A 22,908-nucleotide genomic window follows, 5' to 3' on the forward strand; every position below is an offset into this window, starting at 1 on the left:
GCTGTCTCCTTTACTGTTTAAAATTTGAGATTAACTTACCTAGCTAAAAAGCCAGAAAAGGGAAGCCGTCAGGCTTCCCTTGCAGTTGCATTGCTTACGCGTCTTAAACTTAATCGATTTCCAGCACAGCCATGAACGCTTCCTGCGGCACTTCGACACTGCCGACCTGCTTCATGCGCTTCTTGCCTTCCTTCTGTTTCTCAAGCAGCTTGCGCTTACGTGAAATGTCACCGCCATAACATTTAGCCAGGACGTTCTTGCGCATAGCCTTAACGGTTTCTCGCGCAACAACCTTTGTCCCGACAGAAGCCTGAATCGGCACCTCGAACATTTGGCGTGGGATGATGCCGCGCAGCTTCTCGCAAATGACGCGTCCGCGGTTATAAGCACGGTCACGGTGAACGATGAAGGACAAAGCATCGACCTGTTCGTTGTTCAGCAGAATGTCCATTTTGACCAGGTTCGAGCGGCGGTAGCCGGATACTTCATAATCATAGGAAGCATAACCCTTTGTACCGGACTTCAGCTGATCGAAGAAATCATAGACGATTTCCGACAGTGGAATCTCATAGGTGATCGTAACCCGGCTGGTATCCAGATACTCCATATTAACGAACTCGCCACGTTTATTCTGGCACAGTTCCATAACGGTACCCACGTAGTCATTCGGCACGATGATTCCGGCCTTGACGTAAGGTTCTTCAATATAATCAATGGTGCCAATTTCCGGATAATGCGACGGGTTGTCGATCGTTAACGTTTCACCACTTGTCAGCATAATGCGGTAAATAACACTCGGTGCGGTTGTGATCAGCGGCAGATCGAACTCCCGTTCAATCCGTTCCTGAATAATCTCCATATGCAGCAAACCAAGGAATCCACAGCGGAAACCAAATCCGAGTGCACTTGAGCTTTCCGGCTCAAAACTAAGCGATGCATCGTTCAATTGCAGTTTCTCCAGCGCTTCGCGCAGATCGTTATAATCGGATGTTTCGATGGGATACAGACCGCAGTATACCATTGGGTTAATTTTGCGGTAACCTGGGAGCGGTTCAGGTGTCGGATTCTTGGCATCCGTTACCGTATCACCGACACGGGTATCTCCGACATGCTTGATACCGGCTACAATGAAACCAACATCGCCAATATTCAGCTCATCCACGATGGTCATACGCGGCATGAACGCACCAACCTCAATGACTTCAAAGGTTTTTTCGGTAGCCATCATCTTAATCTTGGAGCCGGCCCGAATACTGCCGTCCACAACGCGAACATAGACGATAACACCCTTATAAGGATCGTAATGGGAGTCAAAGATCAACGCCTTCAGCGGTTGTGTGGAATCACCCGTTGGAGCAGGCACCTGCTTCACTACCTGTTCCAGTATTTCTTTTATCCCAATACCGGATTTACCTGAGGCCATAACCGCTTCACTGGTATCCAGTCCAATAACGTCTTCGATTTCCTGCTTAACCCGTTCCGGGTCAGCGTTGGGCAGATCGATCTTGTTGATAACCGGGAGAATCTCCAGGTTGTTATCCAGTGCAAGATACACGTTAGCGAGCGTCTGTGCTTCGATGCCTTGAGCCGCATCCACGACCAGCAGCGCACCTTCGCAAGCGGCCAGCGAGCGGGAGACTTCATAAGTGAAATCGACATGCCCTGGTGTATCGATCAGATTGAGAAAATAATCCACACCATCGTCAGCGCGATAGGTGAGGCGTACGGCCTGCAGTTTTATCGTTATACCGCGTTCGCGCTCCAGATCCATTTGGTCGAGTACCTGTTCCTGCATTTCCCGTGAGCTAAGTGCACCCGTGTATTCCAAAATGCGGTCAGCCAGTGTCGATTTACCATGGTCTATATGTGCAATAATCGAGAAATTGCGGATTTGTTGTTGTCTTTTCTGTACGTCAGTCATTCCTTACCCCCACAGACAGCCTGATGTTAATCCACTTATTATAACAGTACAAGCTTCCCCCATCAATCCCGCACGGACTTCAAAAAAAAGAAACAGCTATAACACGATAACTCGATAACGTGTAATAACCGTTTCTTCTAAATTCTTCTGCTGAATCACTCATCCGTAGAAGCGAACAGGGAAACTACCCAGCGGATACTTTTCTGGGAAGCCCGTTGCAGCAGTCCTGCAGTCTTATCTGCCAGAACATCCACAGTGGGCTTTTGTTCCACTGGAATTAGAATTTGCTCTGGAGACTGCGTACTGTAATCATCCACTTCCTGCTGAGGCAGCTCACCGGATACTGGCGTGGTACCGTTGTTCTGATTCTGCACAGGAAGGGCAGTATAGGCACCTGTAGCGGGATCAATGGTTACGGGTACATATACATAGGTCTTCCCATCCTGAGTCACACTATTTGCTACTGGCTGAGACTTAATTCCTGTCACTTGGCTGGACTGAGCCGTCGTGTCCGGGAGGGTGTTCCCCCCCGGCAACACTTGAGACATCTTCACCCCATTGGTGCCGCTAAACTGCATACCAATCAGCAGACCGATTCCGGCCCATATCCCGACCATCGTCAGCTTTTTCCCAAAACGCGTCATTTCTCCACCCCTTTTTCAGACGTTGTACATTATATGTGGAAGCCTTTTGCGGCTTTGCCGACCTATTTGCTGTCCACTGGCTTCGTGGAACCTATTGTGCCAGTAGCATTAGCTTTCTCCGCATCGTGACTGCTCCAATACACATCGGCTATGGCATCTCCTAATATATCTGCGGTCCGCTTCAGTTCCTCTGCCGTGTTGTCAATTCCACCCACTTCAATCAACACACTATTTGGAGATAGGGTCTGATTGTACTCCCCGTTATTGCCTTTGCCCGCTGCTTTGCCCCAAATGCCACGTGATACGCCAGGATAACTTTTCTCCAGCAGTTGATGAATCTTATTCGCAAACTCTTCATTCTTCTTCCAATCTTTATTCGCATGACCAAGGATAAAATACACCTGTGCGTAGCTTTTTCCATTAACCATAGCCGTTGTTTTGTCATGCCGCTGTGAATCACGGTGAATATCAATCATCTCATTCATTTCTTGATTCGCCGCCAGAACAGATTTGACCGTAATCCGGGAATACTTATAGGAGAAATTCCAGCTATAATCGGATACTTTAGTCGCATAATCCTCCTGTGAGTGGATAGTTCCAATCCCACGTTGTTCCAATCTATTGGTGATATATGTTCCTACCAGCATGACATTTTTAGAAGGTACGGCCGAGTTTGGATTGCTGCTTGCTACACCGAGCAGAGGATTGTACGCCTCTCGTGGATGAGAATGATAGATGAGAATACGTTTGAGTGAAGTATCCTGCCCAGCTTGCTCATTGTTACTAGAGTCACCTTTGCCTATTCCCGCAGCTTCGCCCGTTGCCTCTGGTGCTGCAGTCGTTTGCGGCTTCGGAGTGGCATCCTCAGGCTTGTCCGATTTATCCACTATAGAAGAAGGGTCATTTACATCTGTTCCTGTCTCTCCCGCTGCCAGATCGTCAGTTTCTGGATGATAATCAGCCGGTGCGCCTGTTGTGCCACCTGAACCACTCCGCAGCAAAAATGGATCATCCCCCGCCAGCCCAGGTACTTCCCGGGAGAGCAGACTTTTGGGATCATGCAGATTCACACTAGTCAGCAGTTGGAACACGAAGGAGGTTACCTTTTCACCCGAAAAAGCCGTTGGCTCCTTGCCTGTAGGCAAATGTGGAACCTCCATCCCCAGCAATTCCATGAAAAACCCGCTGGATAGCGAGGCGGCAAGTCCTTTCATTGACGGAATGGGTGAAGAGTTCAGTTGCTGCCCAGCCAATCCTCCGGCTCCAAGCAACACGAAGAACACAAGTGACCCCCCAGCCAGCAGCAGCATCGTTCTCCCCAGCGATAAAACATCCAGCAATCTTCCCCGTAAACGGCCGATGTTCCATAGCTGAAACCATTTTTTGTTCATGTTTGTAATGTCCTCCTCCAGCCCTCTGTAATCTCTTATACTCCAAATCTATGAGCACAAGAGTAATACTAGAACCGTAAATAAGAGAAAGAGGCATACACGTATCTCTAGTTAATAGTGTGGCAAATCCTCAAGAAGAAACGGCTTCGCCGTCCTTTTATGGACCGTATCCGTTTCTTCGAGAAATATAAGGATATTATTTTAAAAAGCAGAAGCCCGTACCAGCCTGCGCTACTTCGGCAGGCTAGTACGGGCTTCGTTATATACAGCAATCAGTGGGTATACGCTCCAACATTTCCGGGATCAACGGCATCATGCAGGGCCGCATTCAGTCCGCTAGCTACGATATTAGCAATCCCTTCAATGAACTCATCGATTTCCTTAGGTGTAACAATCAGATCATGCCCAAGCGGTTCCAATACTTCTTTAACCAGCGCCAGCCTCTCCTGTTCCGAAATTTCATCTAGCAAACCCATAATTTCTTTCGTATGAGCGGCTCCTTCTCCACCAAAATGTTTCTTCATCATTTCCAGCACATTATTGACGATTGTTGAGGCATAACATACGGTAGGTACACCAATAGCAATACAAGGGACCCCAAGTATCTCCTGAGTCAGTCCACGCCGCTTGTTGCCAATGCCCGAGCCTGGATGAATCCCAATATCGGCGATCTGAATCGTGGTATTGATGCGTTCCAAGGAACGGGAGGCCAGGGCATCAATGGCAATGATAACGTCTGGCTTGGTGCGGTCCACGATCCCTTGCACAACCTCACTAGACTCAATTCCCGTCAGTCCCAGCACACCGGGAGCAATTGCGCTCACATTACGGTACCCGGGAGAGACCTGATCTGGAACCAGCTCATAGAACTGCCGCGTAATGAGCGAGTTCTCTACAACTAAGGGACCAAGTGAGTCAGGAGTAACATTCCAGTTACCGAGACCCACAATTAGTACAGAGGAATCCTTTCCAATGCCAATCTTTGTCATGAACTTCTCGAATTCACGAGCAAAGACATCTGATACTCTTTGCTGGAGCCCCGTGTCTCCGTCACGCAGGCCAGGAACTTCCAATGTCACATAATTCCCTATAGCACGCCCAATGGCCTGTGAACCGGCTGCATTGGCTACTCCAAGCCGGGTAACCTTAATACCGTCCGACTCTTCCACCTCTTCGTTCACACCGGGTATCGGCATCTTCTGCGGTCCTTGGGCCATTTCCTTAGCCTCGACCGCCAAATCCGTGCGTACCGAATACAGCTGCAGGTCCAGATCCATTGTTATTTCAACCTCCTAAAAGTTTTATGGAGCTACACATCCATGAGTTACTTCGCAATAAAACTGCTTCGTAAGCATTCGCTTAGTTTTATGGAGCTACACATCCATGAGTTACTTCGCAATAAAACTGCTTCGTAAGCATTCGCTTAAGTTTTGTTAGCCTAATCTCCATTGAATAACTTCGTGCAAAACTCACTTCGTATGCATTTGCTTTTTCTTCTGTCGATAGTGTGCGAGAGAAAGCCACTGTTTATACAGAGGCTGGAGGTTTAATTTGAAAGCATTTAGTGTTGCTTTTTACTAGTGATCATGCTAAACTATTTTAAGTTGTGAATCATTTCGATGATTCCGAATGTCTTCCAGGAGGTGAAATTCAATGCCAAATATTAAATCCGCGGTTAAACGCGTCAAAACGAACGAAAAACGCCGTGCACTGAACGTTTCTCAGAAATCTGCGCTTCGTACAGTTGTGAAAACTGCTGATATCGCACTAGCAGGTACGGAAGTTGTAACAGCTCAAACTGCTTTCCAAGCTGCTTCCAAAAAGCTGGACAAGGCTGCTTCTAAAGGTCTAGTTCATAAAAATGCGGCTGCCCGCAAGAAATCCCGCTTGGCGAAGAAATTGAACGCTCTTACGGCTCAAGCGTAAGACGACTTTCATAATGAGCATTGAAGAACCTGACCGCTATGCTTCATACGGTTAGGTTTTTTTGTGTTTATTTTCCCAAGCTCATAACCACGCGACAAATCATTTAACAACAATTAATGCTGCTAATTGGAGCCACATATCTCTTAGAGACAAATTAACATGAATTAATGCCTCTATTTCGGCTCTATGAAGCTAATTTCCTGAATCCTGAGGAAAATAACGGCATTATATGCAGTTAATCTCTGAATAGCGCCTAAATCGAATGATATAACGGCATGTATTGCTGTTAAAATAAACAGCTCTACCATGTGATAGCAAAGTTCACGAAACCTACGGATGTGAGTTAATCCGTGTTAGCTATACAAAGAAAGAAATATATTGTACAACAAGCCTGCTGGTGCTGCTTAAGCAGCACCGAGCAGGCTTGTTGTCTAGGATCTAGGCACCCAAACGCAGCATAAACAACTCCAGCCCCAGAACCTTATCTATCGCACCTGTCTTCATTTGATAATCAAGATCGGCCAGGGCACTCAATATTTGCCGCAGCCGCTCACTTGTAAACTTATGGGCCTGTTCACCAGCAAGCTTGACAACATAAGGATGCAATCCTATTTGTGAGGCAATCTGACCCTGCGAATAGCTATGTCCTGATAAATCCTTGACCTGCAAAATAATCCGGAATTGCCGGGCGACCAACGCAGCAATCTTAATCGGCTCCTCGCGCTGCTTGAGCAGCTCATTCAATGTATTGAGCGCCTTGTCGAGGCGCAGATTAGCAATATCTTCCACCAGTGTGAAGATATTCTCTTCTGTGCCACGATGGACAAGACTTTCTACCGCTGCTGCATTGACCGTTCCCCCTGTACCAGCGAACAGACAGAGCTTGTCCATCTCAGCGGATAAGCCCTGCAGGCCTGTCCCTGCACTCGTTATCAGAGCTTCAGCTGTACCAGGTGCAGTTGTGCAGCCACGATCACGGATTCCCTTCTCCACCCAGCGCAGTAGCTCCTCAGCGCCTAAAGGATTAAAGGCCAGTACCGTTCCGGCGGCTTTGACAGCTTTGACAATCTTTTTGCGCTCATCCAGCTTGTCGTTGTTCACCATAAACACGATCACACTGAAATCGGTAGGGTGCTGCAAATACTCACTTAAGATATCAATACGATGCTCAAGCTTAGCATTTTCTTTACCCGCTGTGAACAGCGAGGCATCCCGAACCAACAGCAGTTTACGCTCTACCATAAATGGAACAGTCTCTGCTTCTTCCACTATAGATTGAACTGGTGTTTCCGAAAGATCGAAAGGGATCACCGCAAAATCACGATCCTCTTTTGCGATCAACTGTCCCTCCAGCAATTCCGCAAATTCATTCATCCGAAATTTCTCACTGCCGTATAGAACATAGATCGGCGAAATCTTTCCTTGCTTGATGTCTTTGATCGCCGTTTTGGCATCCATCACGCCACTTCCTTTTCCAATTCATTTCATCTAAGCTGATCCCTATTACATTTATCCAGAGCCTCATTGTAACAAAAATGTGGGTGTAAACAAATGCAAAAACGGAGAAACTCCGGCAGCCATGGCCAAAGTTTCCCCGTTTCAGCGGCGCATCTATATAAACGACGGTGTGAGAAGCTCTAGAAACTCCCCAGCCGACGGTCATACCGATGTTCTGCACATCCTGTAATTACAAATTCCTGTCCTCTTACTATAGCATATTCCGCTACTGAGCAAAAAGTTCCACCTCGAGATTATTTTGTGGACGATGTAGGAGACGTAGTACTGCCAGGTGTTACCGTCGGCGTGGGTGAAGAAGTAGCCGCCTCAGCCTGTACAATATATACTTTCGTAACCTCGGCACCAGCTTGCTCTGTTACATACGTAAATTGCAAGCTATCCGGCGACCATTCGCCAGAAACCCATGTCCCAGAGAGGGGATAAGAAGTCACTGCCAGCTTCCCTTCTTCCGACCCATTAGGCGCAAGACTATAAATAACAAGCTGCTGCCCAGCAAGTTCTGCTGCGTAGCGTCCGTCAGGGGAAGTCCATGATGGCTGTGATGAAACTAGGTTCGGCAACATGCTCATTATTCCTTGAGGATCCGCAGGAACCTTCATAGTCTCCTGAAGCGGAGCTGCTGTATCCGCCGCAGCGTTATTTTCCGCTGTCGGCTCGCTTTTGTTCGGATTAGCCTCAGAGCTGTTGAAGGCACTCGCATCAGTGGCTTGCGGAGTTGCATCGGTACTCTTTGGAGTCTGCTTAGTTGGGGAAGCTACCTTATCAGACACAGGCTCATCGCTCTTAGCCGGTACTGCCCCCATTCTTGCTTCCGGTGTAACTGCCGGTGTGCTCGATCCTGCTGCGACAGCTGGGGCAGTATCCCCTTCAACTGCCGGCATCGGGCTTTGTTCAGTACTAAACATTCCCTTATCGTTACTATCCATATTGGTTCCATCTGCAGTATTGGCAGATCCAGAATCCATCTTACGAGCGGCTTCACTGCTGTCAGCTGAACTCGCTGCACTTTTAGTTAGTTGTTCTACCTCTGCACCAGGCATTTTATCAGGCATATTAAACAAAGCTATTATTAATATAACAGCAGCTGCAACAGCGCCAATGCCTGTCCGTGATGCCATTGAGTTCCCTTTCGTCATCTTGCCACGAGCGCTTTTACGTGAAAAAGGAATCATGCCCTGCTCTCCAGAACTAGCACCACTTTGCTCGCGGCTACCGCGATCCAATTCATCAAGCTGAGGCATAATGGAGTCCACCAGACTGAAAGGGGCTTTCACGTCCGGCAAGTGCTCCAGTTGCTGCGAGAGCATGGTCAGACGATCAAAGACATCCGCGCAGGAAGGACAATCGTCGATATGACGGAACATTTCAATCATCTCATCTTGACTCAAGTCATGATCCAAATAGCGGTGCATGCATTCCATCACCTCCGCGCAATTCATCCCGATACACCACCTTTCTGGTACTCCTGAAGTTTATTCTGCAGCTGTTGTCTAGCCCGGAACAGGTAGGATTTCACAGTGTTCAGAGGCAAGTCCAGACAGTCTGCAATCTCGTTGTAAGAAAAATCCTGCAAATAGCGCAGTACGATCACCGTACGGTGATGCTCCGGCAATTCATCGATCGCCTCTTGTATATCCTGCGCCAAATAAGTAGATAACACTTCCCGCTCCACATTATGTTTATCCTTGAACACCATTTCGTGCTCATCGATAGAAACTGTAGGTTTGGTTCTTCTGAATTTATCAATGCAAATATTCGTAACGATACGCTGAACCCACGTTTTGAACTGGGCCTTTTCCTCGTAGGAACCAATTTTGGTATATACCCGGATCAAGGCTTCCTGGGATGCATCAAGTGCATCCTGTTCATTATGCAAAATGTAAAAGGCCGTCTTATATACCTGCCCTTCAATTTCCCGCAATAGGGTGATTAGAGCGTCGCGATCGCCCGCTTGAGCGGCTCTGATGAGTACCTGCTCCACCACGAAGGTTCCCCCTCTCTATGCAATCTTACTGACGCGCAAGACTGCGAATTTGTTGCAACTCTATAATCAATATTTTTAGAATTCCAAACTTTACAAGTTACGTCAAGCTATACCCAAGGTTGCAGCTTTTCTGGCTCGTTGGGATCGTTCAATAATCCTTACTAATCATACAGGGGATGCTCTAATCATTCAAATACTCTTTATAGGTAACTTTATTACATAAATGACATAAAATATCTGAAAATAGACATGACATCTGTTCATTTATATAGAACGGTCTTGCAGAGCAGAAACACAGAATAATTCTCCTTAGTTTCATCATCAATAATATAGGCCTCTCCGCGCTCAAAGATATACGGATTATTAAAGTTTCTCTCCAATTTGTAGATCTGGCCTTCTGTCACCTTGCAGCCAAATGCGGCACGGCTAATCTCTACATATCGGGCATCTTCTTGATTGGCAGCTTGATACAGTGTCTCGTCATTGTAATCAGGCATTTTTCTCACTCCCGGCAGGATAATAGGCGATATATCGCTTTCGGATTCTCCCTACACCAAACGGCTGTTCATAGGGATTAGTCTATGGAACAGCCGTCTTCTATTATATAGTTTATTATCTGAAAATCAAAAAGGCTGCAGACTGACAATAATCAGTCTCACAGCCTATATATAATTGTGTCGCCCAAATCGGGTTTCGCTTATATTAGATGAAGAAGTGCTTAAACGCCCTTTATCTCTTTAAACTTCGCTACATACTTCGCAGCAAGCTCAGTTACAAGATCATAACGGCCTTCCTTGGCCGGAGCCGTAAGATTGCCGCCAATACCTACAGCGATACAGCCGTTGGCAATCCATTGTCCCATATTGTTCAGATCCACGCCGCCTGTAGGCATAATGTTCACATGTGGCATAGGTCCTTTAACTGCTTTGATATAATCAGGGCCAAAAGCGCTGCCTGGGAACAGCTTAAGCACATCTACCCCGAGCTTCAGCGCTTCTTTCATTTCACCCAGTGTCAAACAGCCAGGCATGTACGGAATACCATACAGGTTACACATCTTCGCCGTATCTTCTTCAAAGGATGGACTCACTACAAATTCAGAGCCTGCCAAAATAGCAATTCTTGCTGTTAACGGGTCCAACACTGTGCCTGCACCAATCACTGCGCGATCTCCATATTCTGCAACCAGTCTCTTGATGGCTACATCCGCATCCGGCGTAGTAAAAGTTACTTCAATATTGTTCAGGCCGCCTTCAATACAAGCTACGGACATCTTGAAAGCATCATCAGCACTATCAGCACGAATAACAGCTACTACACCAACCGACATTACATTTTGCAAAACTTTTATCTTCTTCATGAATTGAACTCCCTTTCTTAGTTACCTCTATTATTGAAGTACAGCATATTATATTAGATAAACTTTTTTATCTAATTTACTAACCACAATATAATACCACTAATAAAATAGTAATAATAATGTCGCCAACAGTCAATATATTTTTATGTGAACATGTTGATGAATTTGTAGGAAATAACGTATAACCCCTTATATATAAAGGGATTATACAAATATAATTAAATTCCATCACACAAGTCAATTTTGTTTATTAAGCAATGTCTTATTGTACAAAACCGATTTATATGATAATTTCAAAGTATAAACTATTTTATACTAGTATGCTCAAAACTTAACTGTATAAAAATTTAGGAGGAAATTTATATGAGTAAACATTTGGATGCTGTTACTTTTGGAGAAGCAATGGCTATGTTTTATGCGAATGAACCTGGACCCTTGTCTGAGGTATTTTCATTCTCAAAAGCGCTTGCAGGTGCAGAAAGTAACGTAGCTACAGGCTTGTCTCGTCTCGAACACCCAACTGGATATGTTACCAAGCTTGGTGAAGATAACTTCGGAGAATTTATTACTCAAGCCATGAACAAAGAGAATATTAATACAGACAGTATTACTTATACCAAAGAGCATTCCACAGGCATGTTGATCAAATCGAAGGTACTAACCGGTGATCCCAAGGTCGAATATTTCCGCAAAAATTCCGCCGCCTCCAAGCTTAGCTTGGCTGATTTTGATGAATCCTATTTCGCTTCCGCTGGACACCTGCACGTAACGAGTATCTCGTCCGCACTCTCCAAGAGCTGTCATGAGTTCTCCATTCACGCTATGGACTTTATGAAAAGCAAAGGAAAAACGGTCTCCCTCGACCCTAACCTTCGTCCAACCCTATGGCCTGATACCGAAACGATGGTGAATACCATTAATGATCTTGCTACTCGCTGTGACTGGTTCTTGCCAGGACTTAGCGAAGGCAGAATCCTCACCGGATTGGATACGCCAGAAGAAATTGCCGCCTATTATCTAGCGCGTGGTGCTTCTCTCGTTGTAATCAAGCTGGGTCCTGAAGGCGCTTATTACAAAACCTCTGAACAAGAAGGATATGTACAAGGCTTCAAAGTAGAGAAGGTTATTGATACTGTGGGGGCCGGCGATGGTTTTGCTGTCGGAGTAATCAGCGCCATGCTGGAAAAGCTTCCAATAGCTGAAGCCGTGAAACGCGGAAATGCTATCGGCGCTTTAGCGGTTATGTCCCCTGGCGACATGGATGGACTGCCAACCCGTGAAGGTCTTGCGAAATTTATGAACTAGGAAGTATAGACTATAGTTACAGACTAAAAGAACCAGTCAAGGACACGAAAGTGTTCGACTGGTTCTTTTGTTTGTTATGGGATCTGATAAATCGTTTTATCTCTCTTATTGAGGCGATTTCACGGATTGACCTTGCTGTAAAGCCGGAGGGAAGCGGTAGGTAATAGGTACGTAAGAGCCATTATCCTCGATACAGGAAAGCATAATCTTGGCAGCCTGCATTCCCATCTCATAAGCTGGCTGGCGGATCGTCGTAATCACCGGATTATAAATATGAGCGAACTCCGCATCATCAATGCCAATGACAGACAGCTGATTAGGAATGGAAATTGACCTGCGGTTCGCATATTTCAAAATTTCCGCCAGGGCGATATCATTCGCAGCCAACAGTGCGGTAGGAGGCTGTGGCAGCTCCAAGAGACGTTCCAATTCGGCCGCCAATTCTTCTTTTGGCACGCTGCATACATATCCTTCGTGCAGAGTAAGTCCCGCCTCCTCCATCGCTTTCTTGTACCCGCTTATTCTCTCTTTGCGAGGCGTAATTCCATGTTCTCCCAGCGGAAGGGTCACCAGCGCAATTCGTTCATGACCATGCCGCACCAGCTCTCCAATCCCAATCTTAACCGCCATTTCATTGTCCAGCAGCAGACTCTGCGTGGTTACACCTTCAACCAGCCGGTCCATAAACACAAGCGGATATTGAGCTTCGATCAGTCGGCAGTAGACAGACGGATTATTGCCTGTCGGGAAAATGATCAAACCATCCACCTGACGAGCTACCAACGTTTCGACGTAAGTGTTCTCTTTTTCCGCATTCTCATCCGCATTGCAAATAATCACCTGTATTCCGTGGCGCTGCAGTTCATTCTCTATCGCCCGGATACATTGGATCGACAGTGAATAGTCAATATTGGCGACAATGATGCCCACCATATGCGTACGATTCTGCTTCAGGCTGCGGGCCAGGCCGTTAGGCTTATAATTCAGTTCTTCAATCACCGCAGCTATGCGGTTCCTTGTCGCTTCGCTCATATATTTATATCTTTTATTCAAAAATTGCGAGACCGTACTTTTGGACACTCCCGCCTTTTGGGCTACGTCTTCAATCGTCAGCTTTTTCATCTCTTCCGCTCCACTCTTCTCTAAAGAAAAACACTTTATCAAAAAGTATAGCTTTTTTTTAGTAAATTATCTACTGATAAAGTAACAAGCAAATACCTTATTGCTGTTCAAATTGATCCAGATACCATTGCTGGCCTAATTTCATACCCATCTCCGCTGTACGCTTCTCACCTTTCACTTCGTAAATAACAGTTTCTACAGTTCCATTTATATCAATTCTAATTACAGAATCAAGCTGCTGTATATGGCCGGATTCCAGATCATACAACTTAGCATGCTGATCAAAGCCACCTTTCTTATTATCGGTGTAATTGACAAGCAAGAGCTCTTCATTCTGCTTATCAATAGCTAAATAGGATCTGTACAAGCTGAGTGAGGAATCAAAAGTAAGCAAATTTCTAGGCACAACAACCTTACTCGCTGATACCTTTCTAGTATCAATCAAAGATAGCTCCGCTTCAGTTCTTTTGTTAGTACCTAGTGTAAATGTGCCTGTTATTATCAAAGCATAATCCCCAACACCATAAATTGTCCCTAAATCATAATAGGACTGCGCCCCACCCGCATAAAGCGGATAAGTATACACCCTGAGTGCTGTTGCTGCTGATAATTCCGGCTGATCCTTGGGGCTCAAATAAAGAGTGTAGGGCTCAGTTGGATGTGTATACTTGGGCTTTGTATAATTGACCACTGGTGGTGCCGGTGACCAGATGATACCCGCCGAGGTTTCAGCAGCATACGCTCTCTCTTTATTCCGATCAAGCGGCAGAGGCATATAATACTTCTTGCCACTGAACTCAAACTCCGCTGAACCAATGGGTGGTACGTAATCCTTACCTGTTGCGGTTGGCGTAACAGTAGGCATTGGAGCTGCGGCCTGAAAAGGGGTTAACGGTGATGAGGCGAGATGTCCATTACGCCATTCACGGAACGGCCAAATCAGAGTACCTAATAGAAGGAGCATCGCCAGCGCAGTAAAGACAAAACTTTTGCGTACACGGAATCGCTTATGCGTCTTAATTGAGCCTGCTGTTGCTGCTTGTTCAATCTGCGTCATGAGCGCAAGGGTGAAACCATCTTCACGGAACGGTCTTTTGCCTGCCTGGGCATACCAATCCGTCTGCCCGATCATTACATGATTCTCTTCATCTGTTCTGCGCTTCATTCCTGCTCCTCCTCCTCGATGATCTTTCTAACCTTGTCTCTGGCCCGGGCCAAACGTGATTTCACCGTCCCTTGAGCGATACCCAGCAGTCCGGACATTTCAGCGATAGACAGACCGTGCTGGAGATCGAGCACCAACACCTCTCTGTTTTTGTCCGGAAGCTCCATAATGATCTCCCAGATCCGATTGGCATATTGGTTACCGAGCGCCTCTTGTTCTGCAGAAGGTGCATTGACTGCTAAGGGCTGATCACCAAGCGTTATGAATCTGCGCCAAAAGCTGTTTTTGCTCCAGCTGAAGGCCGTATTTCTGGTGATCGTCAGCAGCCAAGTTTTCACGGAAGACTGGCCACGGTATTTTCCAATATTTCGGTACGCCTTCAGGAACACCTCCTGGCTGATATCATTCGCCTGCTCACGGCTGCGGGTTAGGAAGTAAGCATAATTCCACACATCCGGCCCGTATGTATCCATCATTTCCCGCAGTGTCATCACAGGCGCGTATGCTGCTGCATACCGCAACTCATCACTTGACATATGTATCCTCACCTCTTGCCCAATAAGACTTCCGAAGCTGTAAAAAGTTCCCTCTATTTACGTTTCGGAACTAAAATTATTTCAATAATATTTTTTGCGCAATAAATTAAGTTATTTTACGTATCTTTTTTCGTTGATTTACGCTTAATAGATGATTATAATAACAGGAGCAAAGTGAATCGGGGGATTATTCTGAAAACTAAAAAAGTAACGATCACACATATTGCCAAAGCGATGGGCCTCTCGCCTGTATCCATTAGCCGCGCCTTAACCGGGCAACCCGGAATCAGCGATGATCTGAAGCAGAAAATTGTGGAAAAGGCCGCAGAAATGGGCTACATCAAGCTGAAGAAGCAGGTTTCGCCCCGTATTCTGGTACTGCACCAGAAACCTTATGAGCACGACAACAGTAATTTCAGCTACATGATGCAGGGAATTGAGCAGGCGTTGCAGAAAGCAAATACCGATTACAGCATAGAGTTCCTCGACAAGGAGAACCAGAATAAGCTGATTCTTCCTTACCGGTTGAGTAAAGGCTTCAAGTTCGATGGTGTTATTTTCATCGGCAGTTTCAATCTAGATTACGTCGCTTTAATTAATCAAAATATACGTAGCCTTATTTTTTTTACCGGCTATTCACCGGCTTATGATTACGACAGTGTATGGTTCAGCTTCCTCAATGCCGGCTACAAACAATGCAAGTATTTGATGGACAGAGGCCATACTCGGATTGGTTTTATCGGCAAACGCAGCTTTTATCGGAATAAGGAGAAGCTAACCGGTATCACTTCGGCCTTGGAAGAGCAGGGTTTGCCTGTAGATGAGTCGCTGTTCTTTGAGGTGGATGAACTTTTCCGTTCAAGGTTGTCCGATCTTATTACGGGTGGCCTGTTGCCAACCGCTTTTATATGCGATCATGATTTCACCGCCGTCGAGCTGATGCGGGTGCTCAATGAGCACAACATTAAGGTTCCAGAAGATGTCTCGATTCTCAGCAGCGGAAATACGGAAGTCTCGGCTTTCTCACAGCCTCCACTGACCACCATGGATTTAAATATTGAATATTCTTGCCGAACTGTAGTCTCAACATTGCTGCAACGACTTGCCGCTCCCGAACAGCCTTCAGTGAATATTGCTGTATTAAGCACTCTTGTGGAAAGAGAATCCGTAAGAGGGTTGTGACATACGGATTTAAAGGTGGAATTGTTATGAAATCTTCTGTCTTGCTGCGTTTCTTCAAAGATCACAAATATAGTTACGCAGCTGGTTTTATGTTTATGTTCGCTGCTTCCTTTGTTCAGACACTGTTCCCCAAATTGCTTGGCAGCGCTGTTGATCTGATGAAAGAAAGCCGTTTTGAAACCCGGCAGGTGCTGGTGCTGGTAGCGTGGATGGCACTCATCGCTGTTGGCGTCTTTGTCTGTACCTTCCTCTGGAGAAATATGATTATCGCGAACGCGCGTAATCTGGAATGCTTTTATCGGGAAGAACTATTCCGGCATATGTTAAAGCTCTCTCCCTCTTTCTACAACACACGCAAAACCGGGGATCTGATCGCTTACGCCATCAACGACATCTCCGCCGTCCGTATGACCTTTGGCCCAGCAACCGCGATGTCTTTTAACGGAATCGTCCTCTGCCTCTCCTCCATTTACTTCATGTTTGCCACGGTTGATGTCCGACTAACACTTATAACGTTGTCCCCTCTGCCGCTTATTATCGTACTCATGCTGTTCACCGGTCGTAAGATTCAGATGCGGTTCAGAACCGTTCAAGAGCAATTTGGGTTGATCTCCGACCGAGTTCAGGAGAACATATCTGGCATCCGGGTAATCAAGGCGTATGTTCAGGAGCATTCGGAGATGGAGAAATTCAGCGGGTTAAGCTCCCGTATGCTGCAATCGAACATGGATCTCATCAAAGTTTCCGCTGCGCTTCCACCCTTAATTGAATTCGGTTTTGCAGTCTGCTTTGTGTTAAATCTGGTCTTCGGAAGCCGCATGGTGCTGCGGGGAAACATTAGCATCGGTGATTTTGTCGCCTTCAACGGATATTTAAGTCTGATTGCCAGCCCCATTGTGTCCATCGGAAGGGTCGTAACGATTTTCCAGCGCGGCATGGCCTCCCTGGGAAGATTGCATGACATCCTATCCATTCCACCAGATATCGTCGATATTCCAAATCCGCTAAGAGTCCAGCCGTCGGGTAATATTGAGCTGTGTCATCTGACCTTTCAATATGAAGGAGCCGAGGTCCCCGCTCTTCGGGATATTTCGCTGCAGCTGCCAAAAGGGCATACATTAGGAATTATCGGTCCAACTGGTTCCGGCAAAAGCACGCTGGCCGCTTTATTGTTCCGTTTATACAATGTGGATTCCGGACAAATTCTACTTGATAACCAGGATATCAACGAATATGCACTGGAGATTTTGCGGGAGAGCTTCGCCTTTGTTCCGCAGGAGACGTTTGTTTTTGCCGCCTCCGTCAAAGAGAATATTGTCTTCTTCAAGGACGTCTATAACGACGACGAAGTAGAGAACGCGGCCCGGCTTAGTCTTATTGCCGACAGTATTGACGGGTTCCCTGATGGATATGACACGATTCTGGGAGAACGTGGCGTTAACCTTTCCGGCGGCCAGAAACAGCGGATGGCTATAGCTCGCGCATTAATCCGAAACCCTGCGGTCCTTATTCTGGACGATGCACTGTCCGCGGTTGACGCCGTCACAGAAGGGCATATCCTTAACAGCTTGCGGCAAACACGGAAAGGCAAGACCAACATCCTCATTTCCCACCGGATCTCGGCCATCCTGGAAGCCGATGAGATTATTGTGCTCGATAAAGGCCTGATCCGGGAACGAGGAACACATGAACAACTGCTGAAGAAGGGAGGAATGTATTATGATATTTACACTACCCAGCAAGAAGACGGACTCCCAGCAAGTTGAGAAAAAAGCTGCGACGGGAGCGGTGAAAGAACTGCTGCGGTTATCGAAGCCTTACACCCCTCAACTGTTGCTCGCTTGCCTCTGCGTCTTTGTCGTAAATGCGGCTTTCCTGATCCAGCCCTTACTGCTGCAGCGGGTGATCGACCATTTTCTAATCGGCCGCTCTGTTTCCCATGGTCTCGATTCGATTGGCGGTCTGGCGCTCTTGTATTTAACCGTTTCTGCGGCAGGCGGAGCTTCCTCCTATATCCAAGCGCTGATAGTCGGCAAAGCGGGACAAAGTCTGGTCCACCAACTGCGGGTCAATGTATTCTCGATCATCCAGCGACTCCCACTTCCGTATCTTGACCGCACCTCCTCCGGCCGCCTCATCACACGGGCAACCAATGACACGTCCGAAATTACCGAGTTCTATACAGATGTTCTAATTACCCTCGTCAAAGATATTATGCTGCTGATAGGGATTGTCTATATTATGCTATCGTTGAGCCTATCACTTACACTTGTATCTTTCACCGTGATTCCAGTGATTGTCTTCCTCGTCTTTTATATCAAAAATAGAATCAAAAAGAATTTTTTCTATATGAAACATTTCATTGGTCGAATCAACGGTTTTATTGCCGAGAGTATTTCCGGAATGAAAGTTATTCAAATTTTCCGTGCGGAAAAGGAGAAGGAGGAACAATTCCTCAAGCTGAACGGGCAATATTTCGCAACGACGCTAATCCAAGTCCGCTTGAACAGCGTGCTCAAGCCCGCTTCAGATATGTTCCAGAGTCTGGCGATTGCCATTCTGGTCTGGTACAGCGTGGGTAAAATCTCCGGCGGCATGCTGCAGATCGGCGTATTATATGCGTTCACCACGTATATCAAGCAGTTCTTCGCCCCTATCGCCGACCTTGCCGACAAGTATACTTCCATTCAGTCAGCGCTCGTCTCTACAGAACGTATTTTTGAGCTAATCCATGAAGAAGATTCTCTGGAGGATACGGATAGCGGACTCCCCATGGAGCGCCTAAACGGCACCATTGAATTCCGGCATGTATGGTTCTCCTATAACGATACAGATTGGGTGCTAAAGGACGTAAGTTTTGTCATTAAAAAAGGCCAGACCGCCGCATTCATCGGTGAAACCGGCGCAGGCAAAACAACCATTATCAACCTGATCAACGGCTTCTACCGGGTGCAGAAAGGCGAAATTCTGATCGATGGAGTTAACATCAACGATATCCGCTTAGACGATCTGCGACGGAATGTGTCCGTCGTACTCCAGGACGTCTTTCTGTTCTCCGGTACGATCCGCGACAACATCACATTAGGCGATGACATTGCCGAAGAGGCCGTACAATATGCGCTACAAGCCTCCTGCGCCGAATCCTTCGTCAAGGATTTCCCAGCAGGGATTACTGAACCGGTCACCGAACGGGGCAGCACCTTTTCCGCGGGCCAGCGGCAACTAATCTCCTTCGCCAGAGCCATTGCCCATAATCCGGCTATTTTTGTATTGGACGAAGCAACTGCCAACATTGATACCCACACTGAAAAGCTGATCCAGCAAGCGGTCGACAACATCGCAAACGGCCGAACTACCCTGATCATCGCCCACCGACTATCCACGATTGCCGGAGCCGATCTCATTATCGCCATGAAAGAGGGTAGGATCGCTGAGAAAGGCCATCCCCGCGAACTATTTGAGCAAGGTGGATATTATGCCAAGCTGCTGAACGAAAGCAGAAGTCATGCTTTCTCTTCTTGAATCTCACCCTGCAAATCAGTTCGGAATATTGCAGTATTATTGGCTTCTAATCGGTCCAATACAACTGCATTCGAATAACCATAAGAATTATTGAAGCCATTCATCATTTCACTGCATTTATTTCTTTGTAAGACAAAATCGTGATCTATTCGTTAGTAATTTGTATCGTTTCATTGGTGATTGTTTTCCCATCGCTCCCTAATGCTTGGATAGCAATTCGATGATGCAATGATGTCTCAGATATATTCCAGGTTAGATTCCAACCATCTTCTCCATTTATATCGTAACCGATAAGTTCTCTCTCTCCCCAAGCTTCTGTACCCGTTGGAACCGCCCAAAAAAGAATCGTTTCCACATTTGTGGCATTTACGGAAACATCCAGTTCGCCGCTGTTCTTAGGGACTACGTACCAACCATCTTTTTTGGGAAAGTTAGTTTTAACATTCGATATTACAGGCGTAGTATCATTCACCTGAGAAGAGATACTTCCTTGATTTATAGTAATATCCTTGGAAGAACATGCTGTAAGAAGAATGGAGAACACCATTAATGGGTAAGATAGTTTTTTTATCATAGCCTTTTCCTTTCATAAATATTTGGATAGTATCCAATAATAATTAACTAAAAGATCTGATATATTTCTAGTATACAACCAGCACTAACGGATTCAACTCCACTCTCCAATTACCTCAGCTTATAGCGCACTGTAATCGCTTGTTCCCGCACCCCCATCTGAATCTCACCCTGCAAATCGGTTCGGAACACCGCAGTATTGGTAGCTTTTAATCGGTCCAATACAGCTCCATTCGGATGACCGTAAGAGTTATTGACCCCCGCCGAGATTACCGCCGCAGTGGGCGTCCAGAATTGCAGCCATTCTTCGCCCGTTGCACTTTTACTCCCATGGTGAGCAGCCTTTAGCACATCAATCTGCGGACCGCTGCTGATTCCGTTCAGCTTGGCCGTTTGTATAATACTTTCTTCCGCTTCCAGATCCATATCGCCGGTGAACAAAAGGCTCCGTCCGTTCATCTCCAGCCGAAAGGCAACAGATTCATGATTCTGATCCTCGACGATGGGGAGTTCAGACTGTCCAGTGGTTGGGGTTGGCGACTCTGGTGACTCTGGCCACAGAAAAGACAGTTCCGTAGCACCATCAGGAGCAAGGGACATCCCTTGGTGCACGCCATATAACCGGACATTAGCCGCAAGGGCTGTGCTCATTAGTTTCTTGTAGGGCTCCCGATCGGCGATGGTTCCGTTAAACAGCAGTGCCGAGACAGGAATTCCCTCCAGTACCGCTTGCAGCCCTCCGGCATGGTCCTGATCTCCATGAGTCAAAATAAGCGCATCCAGGCGGTGGATGCCCCGTTTCTTGAGCAAGGGCACCAGAACTTTAGCACCCACTTCGAAGGGGCTATGACGGATACGCCAGGCTTCTTTTGTACCAAAACTCACGGTCCCTCCGCCATCGACAAGAATATGGGCTCCTTCAGGTGTTGTAATCAGGATACTGTCGCCTTGTCCGACATCTAGATAACTTATCGAACCTGCCCCCGAGAGGTTCTCCGGCTGGTATCCTCTGTATAGCAATATCCCTAAAGCTACTGTACACAACAGCACAACCAATCCGCTCCAACGTGCAGTAGTCTGAGTCCCAAAAGGATACCGAACTCTCCCGATATCTCCCTTTCGGCTATCCGGTAAGGAAAGCCCCTCCAACGGTTTGGTCTCGTCCTCCATATATTGCGGAGCATAACGGGTCTCCGTCCGCAGCTTGGCAGCATGAAGCAAACCATAGAACAGGACATAATATGCAGATATCCACAGCAATGAAGGCGAACGCCAGATCATTACGCCACTAGAGAAGCTATTTATCCACTCCACAGCGCTGAAGGTGGCGTTATTCAAAAACTCCGTCACATGAGCAAGCAAGCGCGCGCCAAGGTCCCACAACCTTCCACATAACAGGGCTAGTGTTCCAAGCGGCAATATAATGAAGGTGATAAAGGGAACAAGCACTAGATTAGCGGCAAAAGACAGCAATGAGAATTGATTGAAGTAATAAATAGTCAGTGGAAACGAGACAAACTGCGCGACCATAGTGACTGAGACGGCACTCCTCAACCAGCGGGGCAGTCCTCTCAGCAAAGGCTCTGCCAACGGTACAAACACCATCAACCCTGCCGTCACCAGAAAAGAAAGCTGAAAGCTGACACTAAGCAGCAAATACGGATTCCAGATCAGCATAACCAGTGCTGACGCCCCTAGAATATTCAAACCGTCTCCTAACACACCTAACCGCGCAGCTAATAAAGCAATCATACTCATCAGCCCTGCACGGACCACAGATGGCCCCGCACCGGAGAGCAGCACATATAGAGGGACCAACACTAAAGTAAGCGTCAGCGCGGTTTCCCGGGTCATACGACAACGCCTCCATATAAACAAAAGCACACCGACATAGACTGCCACATGCATCCCTGAAATTGCCAAAATATGCGTGAGCCCAAGCTGTGAGAACTGTTGAAACGTTTCAGGATCAAGATCATCTTGCAGGCCGATAACCAGCCCCTTCATATAGCCGGAATGGCGCTTCTCAAATAAATGATCCAGCTCTGCCCCAAGGGCAACGCGAGCCTTGTCATTCCAACGTAGAAGCATTCGCGGACTCCAGTTTGATGGAGTTGTAGCCTCTACACTAGCCGTCCCCTCCGGCTTCAGCAGCCAATGAATTTTCTTCGTATGCAGGTATTGCCGGTAATCAAAGCCCCCGAAATTACGCGCTACGGCTGGCTGCTCCAACACTCCCGTAAGCACAACCTGATCTCCCCTCTGCCACTGGGCGGCTACTGCAATCTCCTCTTCGACCTGCAGTTTGACCTGAACTGCGATCAGCTCTCCCTGTTCCTTTCGGTTTAATTCATTCATAGCAGTGGCTGGGGGTCTACCTTCTTCCGAATTTAAAGCCAGCTGCGACAGCTTCACCATAAAATCAACCCGGTCCCCGTCCCGTTCCACGCTGGAAATAATCACCCCAGCGGCTTGCACGGAGGCTTCATTCAGCTCAGCAGTTGTATGCGACAGCGCTACGGGAAGTGTACTGAGATTACGCTCCTCATTCCACTCCCAATAGAAACCCGCTAAGGTGATGGCTACTCCTAATACCACCATGTATTTCCAGCTTAGCTTTCCACATATAGCAAAGACCATGAGCAACAACAGCAATCCGCTCCAGACCCACATCAGCTGGCTGCCGGAGAATAAACAGGCGGCTGCACTTCCGATAACCCAGCACACCGCGAAGCTTAACAATAGTCTCTCCTTCAAGC

Annotated in this window: 19 protein-coding genes; 5 read left to right on the forward strand and 14 right to left on the reverse strand. The window is 46.9% G+C overall.

The genetic code is table 11. The features are described from left to right. Positions 1-109 precede the first annotated feature (109 nt). The 4 genes from lepA to gpr form a co-directional block, all read right to left on the reverse strand. A complete protein-coding gene (lepA, locus tag GJB61_RS22440; RefSeq protein ID WP_154121259.1) occupies positions 110-1,921 on the reverse strand; it encodes a translation elongation factor 4 in 1,812 nt (603 codons plus the stop codon). Between the two features lie 155 nt (positions 1,922-2,076). Then, complete coding sequence (locus tag GJB61_RS22445; RefSeq protein ID WP_154121260.1) at positions 2,077-2,565, reverse strand: hypothetical protein; 489 nt, start codon at positions 2,563-2,565, stop codon at positions 2,077-2,079. A 62-nt stretch (positions 2,566-2,627) separates the two neighbouring features. Next, complete coding sequence (locus GJB61_RS22450; RefSeq protein ID WP_154121261.1) at positions 2,628-3,956, reverse strand: stage II sporulation protein P; 1,329 nt, start codon at positions 3,954-3,956, stop codon at positions 2,628-2,630. Positions 3,957-4,228: 272 nt separating this feature from the next. Then, positions 4,229-5,233 (reverse strand): GPR endopeptidase, encoded by a 1,005-nt coding sequence (gpr, locus tag GJB61_RS22455; protein ID WP_154121262.1) that lies wholly within the window; start codon positions 5,231-5,233, stop codon positions 4,229-4,231. 376 nt (positions 5,234-5,609) lie between these two features. On the opposite strand from gpr, the gene rpsT reads away from it, so the two are divergent. Continuing rightward, positions 5,610-5,882, forward strand: a complete 273-nt coding sequence (gene rpsT, locus GJB61_RS22460) for a 30S ribosomal protein S20 (protein WP_154121263.1) — start codon at positions 5,610-5,612, stop codon at positions 5,880-5,882. A 438-nt stretch (positions 5,883-6,320) separates the two neighbouring features. Here rpsT and holA read toward each other — a convergent pair whose 3' ends face one another. The 5 genes from holA to GJB61_RS22485 form a co-directional block, all read right to left on the reverse strand. Continuing rightward, entirely contained in the window at positions 6,321-7,340 is a 1,020-nt protein-coding gene (gene holA, locus GJB61_RS22465; protein WP_154121264.1) for a DNA polymerase III subunit delta, read from the reverse strand. Positions 7,341-7,633: 293 nt separating this feature from the next. Next, a complete protein-coding gene (locus GJB61_RS22470) occupies positions 7,634-8,839 on the reverse strand; it encodes a zf-HC2 domain-containing protein (protein WP_154121265.1) in 1,206 nt (401 codons plus the stop codon). Then, positions 8,836-9,384, reverse strand: coding sequence for an RNA polymerase sigma factor (locus GJB61_RS22475; RefSeq protein WP_338116030.1), 549 nt, complete (start codon positions 9,382-9,384; stop codon positions 8,836-8,838). The genes GJB61_RS22470 and GJB61_RS22475 overlap by 4 nt, the downstream gene beginning before the upstream one ends. A 260-nt stretch (positions 9,385-9,644) precedes the next feature. After that, complete coding sequence (locus tag GJB61_RS22480) at positions 9,645-9,881, reverse strand: hypothetical protein (RefSeq protein WP_154121266.1); 237 nt, start codon at positions 9,879-9,881, stop codon at positions 9,645-9,647. Positions 9,882-10,102: 221 nt separating this feature from the next. Beyond that, on the reverse strand, positions 10,103-10,744 hold the full coding sequence (locus GJB61_RS22485; protein ID WP_154121267.1) for a bifunctional 2-keto-4-hydroxyglutarate aldolase/2-keto-3-deoxy-6-phosphogluconate aldolase: 642 nt from the start codon (positions 10,742-10,744) through the stop codon (positions 10,103-10,105). A 363-nt stretch (positions 10,745-11,107) separates the two neighbouring features. On the opposite strand from GJB61_RS22485, the gene GJB61_RS22490 reads away from it, so the two are divergent. Continuing rightward, positions 11,108-12,049: a sugar kinase gene (locus GJB61_RS22490; RefSeq protein WP_154121268.1), complete on the forward strand. Its 942-nt coding sequence runs from the start codon at positions 11,108-11,110 to the stop codon at positions 12,047-12,049. A gap of 105 nt (positions 12,050-12,154) precedes the next feature. On the opposite strand, the gene GJB61_RS22495 is transcribed toward GJB61_RS22490, so the two are convergent. The 3 genes from GJB61_RS22495 to GJB61_RS22505 form a co-directional block, all read right to left on the reverse strand. Beyond that, positions 12,155-13,171, reverse strand: coding sequence for a LacI family DNA-binding transcriptional regulator (locus GJB61_RS22495; RefSeq protein WP_154121269.1), 1,017 nt, complete (start codon positions 13,169-13,171; stop codon positions 12,155-12,157). Positions 13,172-13,268: 97 nt separating this feature from the next. Next, on the reverse strand, positions 13,269-14,336 hold the full coding sequence (locus GJB61_RS22500) for a hypothetical protein (RefSeq protein WP_154121270.1): 1,068 nt from the start codon (positions 14,334-14,336) through the stop codon (positions 13,269-13,271). Next, the gene (locus tag GJB61_RS22505; RefSeq protein ID WP_154121271.1) at positions 14,333-14,872 is read right to left on the reverse strand and encodes an RNA polymerase sigma factor; all 540 of its coding nucleotides are present in this window, start codon (positions 14,870-14,872) and stop codon (positions 14,333-14,335) included. Before GJB61_RS22505 ends, GJB61_RS22500 begins: the two co-directional genes overlap by 4 nt. A 174-nt stretch (positions 14,873-15,046) precedes the next feature. On the opposite strand from GJB61_RS22505, the gene GJB61_RS22510 reads away from it, so the two are divergent. Genes GJB61_RS22510 through GJB61_RS22520 form a run of 3 tightly spaced genes read left to right on the forward strand, consistent with a single transcriptional unit; the run spans position 15,047 to position 19,576 of the window. Further along, positions 15,047-16,054 (forward strand): LacI family DNA-binding transcriptional regulator, encoded by a 1,008-nt coding sequence (locus GJB61_RS22510; RefSeq protein WP_338116031.1) that lies wholly within the window; start codon positions 15,047-15,049, stop codon positions 16,052-16,054. Positions 16,055-16,080: 26 nt separating this feature from the next. Then, positions 16,081-17,820 carry an ABC transporter ATP-binding protein gene (locus tag GJB61_RS22515; RefSeq protein ID WP_154121272.1) on the forward strand — a complete coding sequence of 580 codons (1,740 nt, stop codon included), beginning with the start codon at positions 16,081-16,083 and terminating at the stop codon, positions 17,818-17,820. Then, positions 17,774-19,576, forward strand: coding sequence for an ABC transporter ATP-binding protein (locus GJB61_RS22520; RefSeq protein ID WP_154121273.1), 1,803 nt, complete (start codon positions 17,774-17,776; stop codon positions 19,574-19,576). The genes GJB61_RS22515 and GJB61_RS22520 overlap by 47 nt, the downstream gene beginning before the upstream one ends. 145 nt (positions 19,577-19,721) lie before the next feature. Here GJB61_RS22520 and GJB61_RS22525 read toward each other — a convergent pair whose 3' ends face one another. Next, the gene (locus GJB61_RS22525; protein ID WP_154121274.1) at positions 19,722-20,150 is read right to left on the reverse strand and encodes a hypothetical protein; all 429 of its coding nucleotides are present in this window, start codon (positions 20,148-20,150) and stop codon (positions 19,722-19,724) included. A 110-nt stretch (positions 20,151-20,260) separates the two neighbouring features. Further along, positions 20,261-22,906, reverse strand: coding sequence for a ComEC/Rec2 family competence protein (locus GJB61_RS22530; RefSeq protein WP_338116032.1), 2,646 nt, complete (start codon positions 22,904-22,906; stop codon positions 20,261-20,263). Positions 22,907-22,908: the final 2 nt, after the last annotated feature.

This window comes from Paenibacillus monticola, from assembly GCF_009664975.1.
In the GTDB taxonomy this organism is placed as follows: Bacteria; Bacillota; Bacilli; order Paenibacillales; family Paenibacillaceae; genus Paenibacillus_AQ; species Paenibacillus_AQ monticola.